Genomic DNA, 13,317 nt, shown 5'->3' on the forward strand with positions numbered 1-13,317 from the left:
CTGCTATGCCTTTTACGGTTTATCTCCTTTTTTCTCCCCATCTTTCTATTTCTTAAAAGTAAGGACTGTTTTTCCACGTGAGCGACCATTAACGACCTTGTCTAATGCGCTATTTACCTCTTCAAATGGATAGACTGTATCGATAGATGGTTTGATTTCTAATGTACTCAATAGGTCAGCTACTTCTTGTAATTGAGCGCCATTACTTTCTACAAAAATGAAATGATAGTGAACGCCATATTTGTCCGCCATCTTATCAAATTTGCGTCCTGCTAAGCCAAGTAGCAATTGTTTCCATTTTGGTAATTTCATTCGTTTGGCAAAGGCACCGTTTGGTATGGCACGAAGCGAAACAAGATGACCTCCTTTTTTCATGATAGACATTTGCTTTTCAGTTTCTGCACCACCAAGAGTATCAAGGACGTAATCGACCTCACTGACAGTTTTTGTATAATCCTCTGTTTTATAATCGATAAAACGGTCTGCTCCTAGCTTCAAAACTCGCTCAACACTATCTCCAGCCCCATTGGTGATGACTTTCAAACCTTTGGCCTTGGCAATTGGAATGGCCATTCCACCAACACCTCCAGTACCTCCAGAGATAAAGATGGTCTTTCCAACTTGAGCCTCCATGAGTTCTAGGGCTTGCATAATGGTCAAGGCAGTCAAAGGTACAGCAGCAGCTTCCTCGTCTGATAGATAGTCTGGTACCTTGGCCAGAGCCTGGCTATCGACAGTCACATATTCTGCAAAGGCACCAATATGGTCTAGTGGTAGACGTCCAAAGACACGATCTCCTACTTGAAAGTTACTAACGTTGTTCCCGATGCTTTCAACGATACCAACGACTTCATTACCTGCAATTTGTGGGAGCTTGTACGGGACAATCATTTCAACCTCTCCACGTGAGATCATGTTATCGAGAGGATTAACCCCAGCTGCAGACACCTTTATCAAAACTTGATTTTCGTTCATAGTTGGTCTAGGCACTTCAATTAAATTCAGCTTGATATTCTTTTTATTATAAGTAGTATGTTGTGCAACTTTCATGTAATTTCTCTTTTCTATTATTTGAACTTGTATCTAGTACAGATATATATTGTTTTAGTAAAAACCGTCTATTTAGCTTCTTGTTTTGGACTATCAATATCATCTTCTAAAGTTTAATTTGAAAGTTCTTTCTATCTGAAATTCCGAATGGACGAAAAGAAATGAAACTGTTTCTTAACTGTCTTTCTTCTCTGGGAAATTAAGATAAATAGTATAAAGAACCGAATCCATTCCTATTGATCAAGCCATCAACACCATGAGTATGGGAATCACCACCATGGTAGCAAGGGTCGTCTCTGTCACCATGACCGCTGCGTAATCACTATCGGCTCCGTAGAGTCTGGCAACGACCGGTGCATTGGTCATCACTGGCATAGCGGACTGAATGATAAAGACTTGCTTCATCAAGCTTGGAAGAGGTGCCCAGTAAACAATGGTCGCCATCAAGAGTGGGGCAACCACGAAGCGTCCCAACAAAATTAAGAATTGGTCTTTTTTCAGAGTCAGTTGCTTTAGTCCTGCATTGGACACTGATAAACCAATAAATATCATGGATAAAGGAGTTGTCAAATTACCCAGATACTGTAAATCACTGGCTAAAAAGGTAGGGAGCTTGATATGAAGAATCACCAAGACTAGCCCTAAGAGAAAGCCCATGAGAGGAGGAGAAAAGACTTTTTTCAGACTCGTTTTGAGATCAAACTGAGCTTCTCCCTCGCCATCCCGCTGAATCAGGTAGGTCCCCAAGGTCCAGAAAAAGGTCGTATTACACATGTAATAGATCAAAACATAGGGAATACTGGCATCCCCGAAAAGGGCTTGGTTAATGGGAAGACCCACAAAAATCGTATTGGAGTTAAAAAACATGGAAATAAAGAGGCCCCGGTGGTCTTGTCTCACTGCAAAGATCCTAGCTACTGCTGTCGCGATGCCAAGTAAAATGACCATAGACAAGGCAGGAAAACGCAGTTCTGGTAACATTTTTAGGAGGGCAGCCGCTGTAAAACGCTGTGTGATGGTGTAGAGCATATAGCAGGGCAAAGCGATTTGAGTGACTAATTTTGCGATCAAGCCACGTGACTTGTCATCAAACCAGCCTTTTTCACCTATGACAAAGCCCACTAAAACCATACCTAGAATGACCAGGATCCCTGATATACTCCTCAAAAAGATTTCCATGTTTTCTCCTTTTACTTCTTTGAAATGAGCGTTTTTCCACAAGGTCTCAAAAACTACTCTAGTATATCACAAAAAGAGGTAGAGTAACATGCCCACCTCTTGATTTTATTGATTGTTACTAGTAGCCTTTCTTGGTCCATTGGTACCAACCAACTAGACTGTCGATCAAGTAAATAAAGTATTTCCCTTGAATTTGTAGGCTTTCTCCCCACCACAAGTAGATAGAGAAAACATTAGTAGTAGCCCAAAAAATCCATTGTTCACGGTAAACAGCTGTCATCAAGAGCTGACCAACACCATTTGTCGCATCGGTAACGGAATCCCGGAAAGGCCGATTGGCTCCAACTGATTGGTAAATATAGCCAAATACCAGCCACCAAATGGCACTGATCGACAAGTACTTGATCCATCCCACCGCATCCAATTTATGGGCAACAAATTCCTGCTGTTCTTTTTTGAACTGGGCTTGATAGATCCAAGCCAAGAGACCAATTGGCTGCATGATGGTGAAATAGAGACTTGTCAAAACCTCACCGTAGAAGCCTTTTTGAAGGGCAAGCACAAGATAAATGACAGAATTGATCAAACCAAAGATATAGTTACTGGCAAATCAAACCGAGTTATCTGAGGAAGCACCCGATGATCATGAAACGTTATTAAACACAAAAGTCACCCATGTGAGTTCTTGCCAGAAGCTGAAGTTAATCCTTCAACCTGGAAAACCCGCAGAGGTGACTTTTTCTATACATCTCGATTTTTCTGGCAATAATCATTAACCGATAAATATGTCTGTGAATCACCCAGCGACTCCGCTATGTCCATAATCCGCGGTGGTAGTAATCCCACTCGCTGGACAAGTTCGTGATTGCTGAACAATTCCCGTGGACTGCCGGCGAAGCCAAACTTCCCGTGTTCCATAACATACACCGACTCAAACTCGGCGGCGACCCAATCCATGTCATGGGTGATGGTCACAACTTGGTGGCCCGAATCAGCCAACTGATGGAAAATTGCGGTCAACTTGCGCCGGCTTTCCCAATCAAGCGACATCATCGGCTCATCAAATAAATAAATCGCTGGATCCACTGCCAAAACTGTGGCAACGCTCAACAGCTTGCGTTCCGACAATGACAGGTCATATGGACTTTCAGCTGTTTTATCATCCAAGCCAACTCTTTTTAGAGCCGCTAAAGCCCGCCTCGTAATCGTGTCGTGGTCATCCATGATCTGCGCGACATTCCACTCCACCTCTCGTTGAACGGTCGGGTTGAAAAGCTGATCGTCAGGATTCTGAAAAGTAATCCCAACCTTCAGTAACTTTTCGACTGGTTTAAGATCATTAAAATTTTCTCCATCGATCTTAATCACACCGGTTTGTGGTGTCAGCAAGCCCGTCAACAATTTGAAGAGCGTTGATTTGCCGGCACCATTTTGGCCGACAATCGCCACCATCGGATCGGCGAAGTGTTTGTCTTCAACATCCAAGCTAAAGGACCGTTCCGGATAAGTGAACGTCAGGTGGCTCAGTTCAATTGTGGACATAACGAACCTCCTTCAGATCAGCGTAATTCACCGGATACCGGCCATCAGCCAAGTGCCAATCCATTTTTTGAGCAAGTTGCTGGATTGTCGGGGCTGGAATCTGCCAGTCAGCTGCCAAATGATTAAACACCTCACCCGGCCTGCCCTGGGCTACCATTTGACCCTCGTGCAGCACCCACACAACGTCGGCGACTTCGCACAAATCGTCAATTTCACTGGTGACAATGAAGACAGTCGTCTCTTTGACTTGGGCCAGCCATTGGAAAAATTGCCGGCGACCAAGGGGATCCATCTCACTGGTCGGATCATCCATAATCAAAACAGCCGGATTAGCCACAATCGCCGTGGCAATTGCCAACCGCTGGATCTGACCACCGGAAAGGCTCTCGGGACGCAAATTCAACTGTTCAATCAGCCCCATTTGCGTGGCAACTTCTTCAACCCGTTTTTGAATCAGTCCTTCAGTCATTCCCTGATTAATCAAGTCAAAGGCGATTTCATCGGCAACCGTGTCTGCCAACCCGCTTAGTTGGCCAGCTGGATTTTGCAGTACAACTCCATTCATGGCATTATAAACGGGCCAATTGTCGGACACTCGCTGGCCAAACATGTGCCAATCGCCCTCAATCTCAGCAGACACAATTTTGGGAATGACCCCTGCCAGCACACGGCACAAAGTCGATTTGCCGGAGTGGCTATTCCCGATAATCCCAACCACCTGGCCGGTATGAACCTCCGCGTTAACCTGACGCAGTTGTGGTTGCTCAGTACCCGGATAACGGGTAGTCAAATTTTCAATTACAATCCGTTTATCTTCGTCCATATCTTCCACCCAATCAATAAAATTGCCAATCCAGTCAGACCAATGTGCAGCGTCCGCGACAGGCGATACACGCGCTGGGAGGTTCTGACAGTCCGGTTGAGATTATCAAAACCTCTCAGTTGGAGAGAAATCGACCGCGTCATCGATTGATCCAAGGTCTTAATCACCAATGGAATTAGAACCGGCAGGACTGACTTTAATTTCTGAATCAACGTTTTTTGCGGATTGGTTCCGCGAACTTTTTGTGCCTGCTGGATTTTCCGCATATTGCGCATCATTTCCGGCAAAATATAACACACCGACATCAGAACGTAGACGGTTTTATAAGACAATCCGGACAGTTCCAAATAGGCCGCGTTTTCTGAAATACTCGTGGTCACCATAAAAAAGCCACTGGTCAAAATAATCACCAATACTCGACAACCCAGAGTGGTGGCGTAAATCAGGCCTTCTTTGTAGAACGACACCCCAAGCACAGAAAACAGCACAGTTTGATTCCGACTGTAAAATAACCCTTGGATGATCAGCATGGTGCAAATCAGAAACAGGCTGAATCCCAGCGCCTTAAAGGTGGTAGAACTCAATTTGGAAAATAACAATAGCAGTGTTGCGACAAGAATTAATCCGGCCTGAAGCAATAAATTCATACTGGCAAAGCTCAACAACGTCATGTCCAAGATGAACAAGAGCTTAGTAATCGGATCGATCACCTGGTACCACTTGAGCTTGACCCGTGGCGCTCCAGAAATCAATGTTTTATCAGTCATCATTTATCATCGCTAAAGAAGTGCACCATCCGCTTCGGCAGCTGACGATAGATGAAGAATGCCAGGTAGGCCACGCAGACTTTATCCAAAATATCCAAGACAAACTCATCGGTAAATGAGGCCAGCCACACTGGTGCATGATTGGCGACCATTACCGCAAACAATGAGTCACCCCAAGCGATACCGGTCTGACCACCCCAAAAGATGACGTTGAGTGGCGTTGAAATGACAGCTGAAACGATGGCAATAATAATAGCAGAAACAAATACTCGTCGCGCTGACGAGAACCAACCATTGGCGTGCAAAACTCCGACAGCAATCCCAATTCCGATGCTGGTAATCGCATACACGGTTGAAATTGGCGATAAGGTCAGCCCATAGATCACGTTGTTGATGAAACCACTAATGGCACCGGCAACCGGCCCAGCCAACATGCTGGCAAGAAAGGTTCCCAAAGACCCCAGCCAAACGGGCAACTTTAACCCCTCCGCCAAGGCTTTGGCAACATAGTTAATCCCCACGGTAGCGGGAATCAAAGTCATGGTGGCAGCACTTAACTTAAATTTCCACATACTGGTACGATGAATCGGTTCTGTTTTCATAATCTTCTCCTTTTGTTTTTAAAGAGCCGTGTCTGGATAGACTTTCGGACGCAACGCTCTATTATATATCTACTGAACTGTCTATACACAAGATTTCCATCCTTAGTCGACATGAGCTGGAAATCTTTATTTGTTAAGTAGTTCACAACACATTATACACCTATTTTGTGAATAGTCAAGTGTATTTACAGTGAAATTTTAGAAAATCCTAAAAATTTCCTCTTGTTTTCCATTTTAAGTGACATTCAGTAATTCTCACATCAAAAAAGCCCAGACGACATTGTCTGAGCAGTTTTCTATATGGTCGTTTAACAAAGTTGAGTTTGACATTTTCAAACTATTTCTTCAACAAACCTTGTTCTTGTAGAAACTCCTTGGCTACTTGTTCTGCTGACTTGCCTTCAACACCGACTTGGTAGTTGAGCTGGCTCATCTGGCTTTCAGTAATTTTACCAGCCAATTTATTGAGAACTGTTTCCAACTCTGGATGTTTCTTGAGAAGATCTTCTTTCATTAGTGGAGCCCCTTGATAAGGTGGGAAGAGTTGTTTGTCATCTTCCAATACCTGTAAATCATAACGTGCCAACTCTGCATCGGTTGAATAGGCATCCGTTATTTGAATATCACCTGACTGAATTGCCTGATAGCGAAGAGCTGGTTCCATGGTCGCCACATTGAGATTGAGACCATACATTGACTGCAAGCCCTTATTTCCATCTTCACGGTCGTTAAACTCGAGTGTAAAGCCTGCCTTCAACTGCCCTTCCACTTTTTTCAAGTCCGAAATGGTCTTCAAGCCATATTCTTGAGCAATCTTTTTCGGAACAGCTACAGCGTAGGTATTTTGATAAGACATAGGTTTGAGATAGGCTAGATGATCCTGTTTGGCAATGCCATCACGCGCCACCTGATAAACCTGATCTGGCTCATGACTCACTTTCGGTGATGGTTGAAGCAAACTTTCAGTCACCGTACCAGTAAATTCAGGATAAATGTCAATATCGCCTTTTTTCAAAGCTTCATAAAGAAAGCTTGTTTTCCCAAAATTTGGTTTAACAGTCGCAGTCATACTGGTATTTTCTTCAATCAGCAACTTATACATATTGGCCAAAATTTCTGGTTCTGGACCTATTTTCCCAGCAATAACCAGATCCTCTTTCTCTTTTTGAGCCAAAAGAGCTGGACTATAAGACAGACCGAGTAATATGGTCACCAAGGCAAAACCAGAAAAAATCGTCCGCAATTTTGCTTTTTCCATCACTTTTAATAGGAAGTTAAAGGCAATGGCCAGCACTGCAGAAGAAAGTGCACCAATCAAAATCAGACTGGCATTATTACGGTCAATTCCCAAAAGGATAAAGGAACCTAGTCCCCCTGCCCCAATCAAAGCCGCCAAGGTAGCCGTACCGATAATCAAAACCGCTGCTGTCCGAATCCCAGACATCATAACAGGCATGGCAAGTGGAATTTCAAACTTCTTGAGCCGCTCCCATCTGGTCATCCCAAAGGCAATCCCAGCCTCTTGCAGGCTCGGATCAATTCCCTTTAGCCCAGTGATAGTATTTTGCAAAATCGGAAAAATCGCATAAATCACTAGAGCTGTCAAAGCTGGTAAAGTCCCAATTCCCATCAAGGGAATAAAGAGCCCCAACAAGGCCAGAGACGGGATGGTCTGGAAAATCCCTGCAATCTGCAGGACCCAGTCCGCCAACTTCTCATGATAACGAAGATAAACAGCCAAGGGAATCGCTATAAAGATGGCCAGCAACAAGGTCAAAAGTGACAACTGCAAATGTTGAGATAGGGCTGTCAACCAATCACTAAAACGATCCTGAAAAGTTGATATCAAATTAGTCATGAACACTACCTCCAAACAAATCTGCTACAAAGTCCGTTGCAGGAGCTTTTAAAATGGTCTCGGGATGCGCCACCTGACGAATCTCTCCATCCTGCAAGACAGCAATACGGTCTGCCAATTTCAAAGCTTCATCCGTATCATGGGTCACAAAAATCGTTGTCATCCCAAACTCTTTATGCAATTCTTTCGTCAGAACCTGCAACTGTTTTCTCGAAATAGCATCAAGAGCCGAAAAAGGTTCATCCATGAGGAGAATCTTAGGCTGACCAATCATAGCACGAACAATACCGACCCGTTGCTGTTCTCCACCAGATAATTCATTAGGAAGTCGATGTCCATACTCAGCCACTGGTAAACCAACCTTAGCCAAAAGCTCTTCTGTTTTCTGAGCAATTTTTTCTTTAGTCCATCCCTTCATCTCAGGAATCAGGGCAATATTTTCCGCGACCGTTAGATTAGGAAATAGAGCAATAGCCTGTAAAACATAACCAGTAGAGAGACGAAGCTCACGCTCATCATAGTCTTTGATGCGCTTGCCATCCATGTAAATATTTCCATCAGTTGGTTCCAAGAGGCGGTTGACCATCTTAATCATGGTTGTCTTACCTGAGCCAGATGGACCAACTAAAACCATAAACTCGCCATTCTCAATCCGTAAATTAACGTCTCTCAAAACATCTTTTTCTGTGTAACGTAAAGCTACATTTTTGTATTCAATCATTCTGTATCCTCAATTTAAAACTTCCCTCGATTGGTCAAGTCTTCTACCTTAGACATAACTTCCTTATTATCCCAATGCTTCACAATTTTCCCATTTTCTAGTCGGAAGATATCGTACTGGGCATAAGCAACTCCATCAATCTGAGTCTGACCATAGCTAACCACATAGTTCCCTTGTCCTAAGAGTTGGAAAACAAAGTCGAAAGTGGCCTTTACTTATAAACAGCTAATTTGCTCCATTTTAAACCTCATTTTCCTCCTCTTTCAGATTAGCCAAAATTCTTTCTTGAAAGGCTTCAAACTGACGAATTTCTTCCTCTGAAAATCCTTTGTAAAAGATCGTATCCAATTTCTGACTGACACGATGCCCCACTTCTTTCTGAGACTGCCCCAACTCTGTTAAAACTAAATACTTCTTACGCTTATCCTCTCCACATGGACTAACGGTTACAAGATTTTGTTCCTCTAGCTTTTTAATCATCGTCGTCAGCGTATTATTAGCAAGTCCAGTCGCCAAAGCAATATCTGTCGCAGTTGCGCAGCCAGTTTCACTATTCCATAAAACCGCTAAAATCTTCCCCTGTTCACTCCGATAAAGAGCTTCAGGATCCCGACTTAGTAACTTTTGAAAAATCCGTCCATTCAACAAACGAATATGATGGGCTACCAAATGACTATCTTTCATGACACCTCCAATTTATTTCTATATCGAAACGAATAAAATAATTGTAACACTCGTCATTCCATCTGTCAACTATTTCGATTTAGAAATAATTTTTCCCAGTAAAAAAATCTCCTACCCAAGGTAGAAGAATTTTAATCTTATAAAACTTAATCCGTCATGTCCGATACCAAAGTTCGATGCTCCAACGGAATACTGCACATAATTAGCAAGAAAATGAAACCTGACTGAATCCAGAAGAGGGCCAAGTCAAAGATTCCATGCACAGCAACCACTGTAAGGAAAGACAGATAAAGACCGATAATCGGACGTTTCCCCGACTCCTGACTCATATCCATCATCAAGCGAACAGGAGCAACAGAAGACAAAACTAATAAAATAGTCCCCACAATTCCGTAACTCAGAATCGTATCGATATATAGACTGTGAGCATGTTCATGATAAGGAGCATTTATCCGAGGATAAGAGTGCATGTAAGTCAATGGCCCCTCACCCCAAAAAGGATTTTGCTTAAACAAGGCCATCCCAGCATCCCAGATAGAAATGCGTTCTTCCATAGAAGAGTCTAGAGTCCCCATCCGAACTCCCAAATCACTGGAAAAGAGGAAACTCAAGCCAATCGCAAAGACCCCAATACTAAGCCAAAAGGCCTTCCAGTTTTTAATGGTCGTAAAGAGATAAATGATGGCTCCAGCGATAATAGCAGGAAAGGCAGTTCGATTCTGAGTAAAGTTCAATCCAAAGAGATTAACAAAGCCTGCAATCACACAGAATACCTTCAACCAATTCAACTTGGTCGTTGTAAACAGATAGAAGGCAATCATGATACAAAAACAACAAATAATTCCATAGTAATTAGGATTAAAAAAGGTCACTTCTGCCCGATTCTGATGCCATACCTGCATATTGGGTGAAAGAAAAGCATAATTGAATTTCTTCACAATTTGAAAATGTTCTAAACTCGCAAAAGCAGCTGACAATACGCTACCAAACAAGACGAGCTGCAAAATCAATCGAAAGAATTTATGTGATAAAATCGACTGATAGTGCAAAAAGAAAACAGTAAATAGAAAAATTCCTACTGAAGCCACAAGACCCATCCAATTTTGTGCAAAAATAGATATAACAGTACTATAGCCAAGAAAAAGAAGCAGCATCGGATGCTCCCCCATTTTCTGAAGAATACTTTTCATGTCTCCTGTAAAAATCAAACTGATAATATATAAACAGAATACAACTACAAAAAGATAAAAGGGTAAAAAGATACTCAGGATAATTCCCAATAAAATTAGCTCTTTACTAGACAACCCTTTCAGCTTTTCAATAAAGCCTATTGATTTCAAAATGAATCCTTTCTCTCCAAATCAGCTGATTCAGATAATAGTAAGCTATCCTATATTGTACCACTTTTTTAACAATTTGAAAACAAAGGAAACGCTTCCCTAGGTAAAAAAGCGAGCAAAAATACTGAAATGTCACAACTCAAGCTTAATAACTAGATTTACTCTAAAAAATCGTGCCGTAAATAGTAGGTATATGTTAAAATAGTAGTAATATAATAAAGATTTGACCAACTATCCAAACTATATTTAAATCATTTACAATTCCTAAAGAAAGGAAACACTATGAAATCCTACCAAGCCGTCTACCAAATTCTAGCAAAAGAAACCGATTATATCAGCGGAGAAAAAATTGCAGAAGAACTATCATTGAGCCGAACATCAATTTGGAAAGCCATCAAGCGTCTAGAACAAGAAGGCATTGAAATTGATAGCATCAAAAACAAAGGATATAAACTGATGAATGGTGACCTTATTCTTCCAGAGATTCTAGAAGAAAATCTTCCAATTAAAGTCAGTTTTAAACCCGAAACAAAATCAACACAACTGGATGCAAAAGAAGCAATTGATTTAGGGAATGAAGCAAACACCCTCTATCTAGCTTCCTATCAAACAGCAGGGCGAGGCCGTTTTCAACGTTCCTTCTACTCACCACAAGGTGGTATTTATATGACACTCCATCTTAAACCAAATCTCGCCTATGACAAATTACCATCCTACACACTACTTGTAGCTGGAGCTGTCTACAAAGCCATTAAGAACCTAACTTTAATAGATGTCTACATAAAATGGGTCAATGATATCTACCTAAACAATCATAAAATCGGAGGAATCCTTACTGAGGCAATGACCTCTATAGAAACTGGCTTAGTCACAGATATCATTATTGGAGTAGGAATCAACTTTACTATCAAAGACTTCCCCCAAGAATTAAAAGAAAAAGCTGCTAGCTTATTTAAAACTACAGCTCCAATAACAAGGAATGAATTAATTATCGAAATATGGCGTGCTTTCTTCGAAACACCAGCAGAAGAGCTATTATACCTATACAAAAAACAGTCATTCGTTCTTGGAAAAGAAGTCACTTTCACACTAGAGCAAAAAGACTACAAGGGACTTGCTAAAGACATCTCTGAAAGTGGAAAACTTTTGGTGCAATGTGATAACGGAAAAGAAATCTGGCTCAATAGCGGAGAAATTTCACTCAAGAGTTGGAAGTGAAATGTAACCGCCCAATAACGAAGTATATTGAAAAATCTCCAGACTAGAGAACTCACTGATAGTTCCTAATCTGGAGATTTCTTATTTGCACTTTTCTTGTACAACGTTATACTAGACTATAGTTAGTTGAGTTTGGAATAGTACGCTGTAGCTGCTAAAACATTTCTAGAAATTAATTTTACTTTCCTAATAGAGTTGTTCATATCTTATTTCAATCTACTATAAAATCAAAAAGCATTATACAATAGTGATATGAAATCAACTAAAGAAGAAATCCAAACCATCAAAACACTTTTAAAAGACTCTAGTACAGCTAAATATCATAAACGCCTTCAAATCGTTCTATTTCGTCTGATGGGCAAATCTTATAAAGAGATTATAGAGCTTTTAGACTGTAATCAAACAACGATATGGCGAAATGTAAAAAATATGAGGAGTTAGGACTCGACTCTCTCCTTCAAGAAACACGTGGTGGTCGTAACCATGCATATATGACGGTTGAGGAAGAGAAAGTCTTTCTTGCCCGCCATTTGAAAGCTGCAGAAGCAGGAGAATTTGTTACAATTTGCTAAGCCCAGGCTGAAACAGTCTCCCAGTCTGTTTCACTCCCATGTGCTAAAATCGTTCTAGATCGTTTCCATATTATCCAACATCTCAGCCGTGCTATAAGTCGTGTCCGTGTTCAAATCATGAATCAGTTCGATCGAAAATCCCATGAATACAAAGCCATCAAACATTACTGGAAGCTCATTCAACAAGATAGTCGTAAACTCAGTGATAAGCGATTTTATCGCCCTACTTTTCGTATGCACTTGACCAATAAAGAGATTCTTGACAAGCTTTTGAGCTATTCAGAAGACTTAAAACACCACTATAATCTCTATCAACTCTTACTTTTTCACTTTCAGAATAAGGAAGCTGACAAATTTTTCGGACTCATTGAGGACAATCTAAAGCAGGGTCATCCTCTTTTTCAGACTGTCTTTAAAACCTTTCTCAAGGAAAAAGAGAAAATCGTCAACGCCCTTCAATTTCCCTATTCAAACGCAAAATTGGAAGCAACCAATAATCTTATCAAACTTATCAAACGAAATGCCTTTGGTTTTCGAAACTTCGAAAGCTTCAAAAAACGGATTTTTATTGCTCTGAACATCAAAAAAGAGGCTCTATAATATTTGTAGTGGGTTAATCCCCTGTGGATATTATGGAGCCTATTTTGTTGTAGAAAAAAGTCCCATAAGATCTATAATGAAAAGCAACCAAACCATCATTAGAAAGAATCATATGGAACAATTACATTTTATCACAAAACTACTCGATATCAAAGATCCTAATATCCAAATTATGGATATCGTTAATAGGGATTCACACAAGGAAATCATCGCCAAACTGGACTACGACGCCCCATCTTGCCCTGAGTGCGGAAGTCAAATGAAGAAATATGACTTTCAAAAACCGTCGAAAATTCCTTACCTCGAAACGACTGGTATGCCTACCAGAATTCTCCTTAGAAAGCGTCGTTTCAAGTGCTAG

Annotated in this window: 11 protein-coding genes and 5 pseudogenes; 4 read left to right on the plus strand and 12 right to left on the minus strand. The window is 41.3% G+C overall.

The window, feature by feature from the left end; genetic code table 11:
* Window positions 1–45: 45 nt before the first annotated feature.
* The 12 genes and pseudogenes from SMIDD28_RS09315 to SMIDD28_RS09365 all read right to left on the minus strand — a co-directional run bounded on the left by SMIDD28_RS09315 (window position 46) and on the right by SMIDD28_RS09365 (window position 10,566).
* Entirely contained in the window at window positions 46–1,050 is a 1,005-nt protein-coding gene (locus tag SMIDD28_RS09315) for an NADP-dependent oxidoreductase (RefSeq protein WP_061425723.1), read from the minus strand.
* 240 nt (window positions 1,051–1,290) lie between these two features.
* Window positions 1,291–2,229 carry an AEC family transporter gene (locus SMIDD28_RS09320; RefSeq protein WP_061425724.1) on the minus strand — a complete coding sequence of 313 codons (939 nt, stop codon included), beginning with the start codon at window positions 2,227–2,229 and terminating at the stop codon, window positions 1,291–1,293.
* Window positions 2,230–2,347: 118 nt separating this feature from the next.
* Window positions 2,348–2,836 (minus strand): annotated as a pseudogene (gene pnuC / locus SMIDD28_RS09325) (nicotinamide riboside transporter PnuC); the annotation flags it as partial.
* A gap of 134 nt (window positions 2,837–2,970) precedes the next feature.
* Window positions 2,971–3,771, minus strand: coding sequence for an energy-coupling factor ABC transporter ATP-binding protein (locus SMIDD28_RS09330; RefSeq protein ID WP_061425725.1), 801 nt, complete (start codon window positions 3,769–3,771; stop codon window positions 2,971–2,973).
* Window positions 3,758–4,594, minus strand: a complete 837-nt coding sequence (locus SMIDD28_RS09335; RefSeq protein WP_061425726.1) for an ABC transporter ATP-binding protein — start codon at window positions 4,592–4,594, stop codon at window positions 3,758–3,760. Before SMIDD28_RS09335 ends, SMIDD28_RS09330 begins: the two co-directional genes overlap by 14 nt.
* Entirely contained in the window at window positions 4,570–5,361 is a 792-nt protein-coding gene (locus SMIDD28_RS09340) for an energy-coupling factor transporter transmembrane component T (protein WP_000130448.1), read from the minus strand. The genes SMIDD28_RS09335 and SMIDD28_RS09340 overlap by 25 nt, the downstream gene beginning before the upstream one ends.
* A complete protein-coding gene (locus SMIDD28_RS09345; RefSeq protein ID WP_061425727.1) occupies window positions 5,361–5,963 on the minus strand; it encodes a hypothetical protein in 603 nt (200 codons plus the stop codon). The genes SMIDD28_RS09340 and SMIDD28_RS09345 overlap by 1 nt, the downstream gene beginning before the upstream one ends.
* 337 nt (window positions 5,964–6,300) lie before the next feature.
* Window positions 6,301–7,821 (minus strand): ABC transporter permease/substrate-binding protein, encoded by a 1,521-nt coding sequence (locus tag SMIDD28_RS09350; RefSeq protein ID WP_061425728.1) that lies wholly within the window; start codon window positions 7,819–7,821, stop codon window positions 6,301–6,303.
* Window positions 7,814–8,542, minus strand: coding sequence for an ATP-binding cassette domain-containing protein (locus SMIDD28_RS09355; RefSeq protein ID WP_061425729.1), 729 nt, complete (start codon window positions 8,540–8,542; stop codon window positions 7,814–7,816). Before SMIDD28_RS09355 ends, SMIDD28_RS09350 begins: the two co-directional genes overlap by 8 nt.
* Window positions 8,543–8,556: 14 nt before the next feature.
* Window positions 8,557–8,748, minus strand: a pseudogene (locus SMIDD28_RS11395) (polyketide cyclase); the annotation flags it as partial.
* A 34-nt stretch (window positions 8,749–8,782) separates the two neighbouring features.
* On the minus strand, window positions 8,783–9,226 hold the full coding sequence (locus SMIDD28_RS09360) for a MarR family winged helix-turn-helix transcriptional regulator (protein ID WP_061425730.1): 444 nt from the start codon (window positions 9,224–9,226) through the stop codon (window positions 8,783–8,785).
* A 146-nt stretch (window positions 9,227–9,372) separates the two neighbouring features.
* On the minus strand, window positions 9,373–10,566 hold the full coding sequence (locus SMIDD28_RS09365) for an O-antigen ligase family protein (protein WP_061425731.1): 1,194 nt from the start codon (window positions 10,564–10,566) through the stop codon (window positions 9,373–9,375).
* Window positions 10,567–10,848: 282 nt separating this feature from the next.
* On the opposite strand from SMIDD28_RS09365, the gene birA reads away from it, so the two are divergent.
* The 4 genes and pseudogenes from birA to SMIDD28_RS09385 form a co-directional block, all read left to right on the plus strand.
* Window positions 10,849–11,784, plus strand: a complete 936-nt coding sequence (gene birA / locus SMIDD28_RS09370) for a bifunctional biotin--[acetyl-CoA-carboxylase] ligase/biotin operon repressor BirA (RefSeq protein WP_061425732.1) — start codon at window positions 10,849–10,851, stop codon at window positions 11,782–11,784.
* A gap of 252 nt (window positions 11,785–12,036) precedes the next feature.
* Window positions 12,037–12,350: pseudogene (locus tag SMIDD28_RS11925) on the plus strand (helix-turn-helix domain-containing protein); the annotation flags it as partial.
* 42 nt (window positions 12,351–12,392) lie between these two features.
* Window positions 12,393–12,956 (plus strand): annotated as a pseudogene (locus SMIDD28_RS11405) (transposase); the annotation flags it as partial.
* Between the two features lie 112 nt (window positions 12,957–13,068).
* A pseudogene (locus tag SMIDD28_RS09385) lies at window positions 13,069–13,317 on the plus strand (transposase family protein); the annotation flags it as partial.

It is taken from the genome of Streptococcus mitis (assembly GCF_001579045.1).
GTDB classification, from domain to species: Bacteria; Bacillota; Bacilli; order Lactobacillales; family Streptococcaceae; genus Streptococcus; species Streptococcus mitis_D.

Bases quoted from the DNA above. Each gene is read 5' to 3' on its own strand.
- SMIDD28_RS09315 (WP_061425723.1), bottom strand. From the start codon at position 1,050: ATGAAAGTTGCACAACATACTACTTATAATAAAAAGAATATCAAGCTG.
- SMIDD28_RS09320 (WP_061425724.1), bottom strand. From the start codon at position 2,229: ATGGAAATCTTTTTGAGGAGTATATCAGGGATCCTGGTCATTCTAGGT.
- SMIDD28_RS09330 (WP_061425725.1), bottom strand. From the start codon at position 3,771: ATGTCCACAATTGAACTGAGCCACCTGACGTTCACTTATCCGGAACGG.
- SMIDD28_RS09335 (WP_061425726.1), bottom strand. From the start codon at position 4,594: ATGGACGAAGATAAACGGATTGTAATTGAAAATTTGACTACCCGTTAT.
- SMIDD28_RS09340 (WP_000130448.1), bottom strand. From the start codon at position 5,361: ATGACTGATAAAACATTGATTTCTGGAGCGCCACGGGTCAAGCTCAAG.
- SMIDD28_RS09345 (WP_061425727.1), bottom strand. From the start codon at position 5,963: ATGAAAACAGAACCGATTCATCGTACCAGTATGTGGAAATTTAAGTTA.
- SMIDD28_RS09350 (WP_061425728.1), bottom strand. From the start codon at position 7,821: ATGACTAATTTGATATCAACTTTTCAGGATCGTTTTAGTGATTGGTTG.
- SMIDD28_RS09355 (WP_061425729.1), bottom strand. From the start codon at position 8,542: ATGATTGAATACAAAAATGTAGCTTTACGTTACACAGAAAAAGATGTT.
- SMIDD28_RS09360 (WP_061425730.1), bottom strand. From the start codon at position 9,226: ATGAAAGATAGTCATTTGGTAGCCCATCATATTCGTTTGTTGAATGGA.
- birA (WP_061425732.1), top strand. From the start codon at position 10,849: ATGAAATCCTACCAAGCCGTCTACCAAATTCTAGCAAAAGAAACCGAT.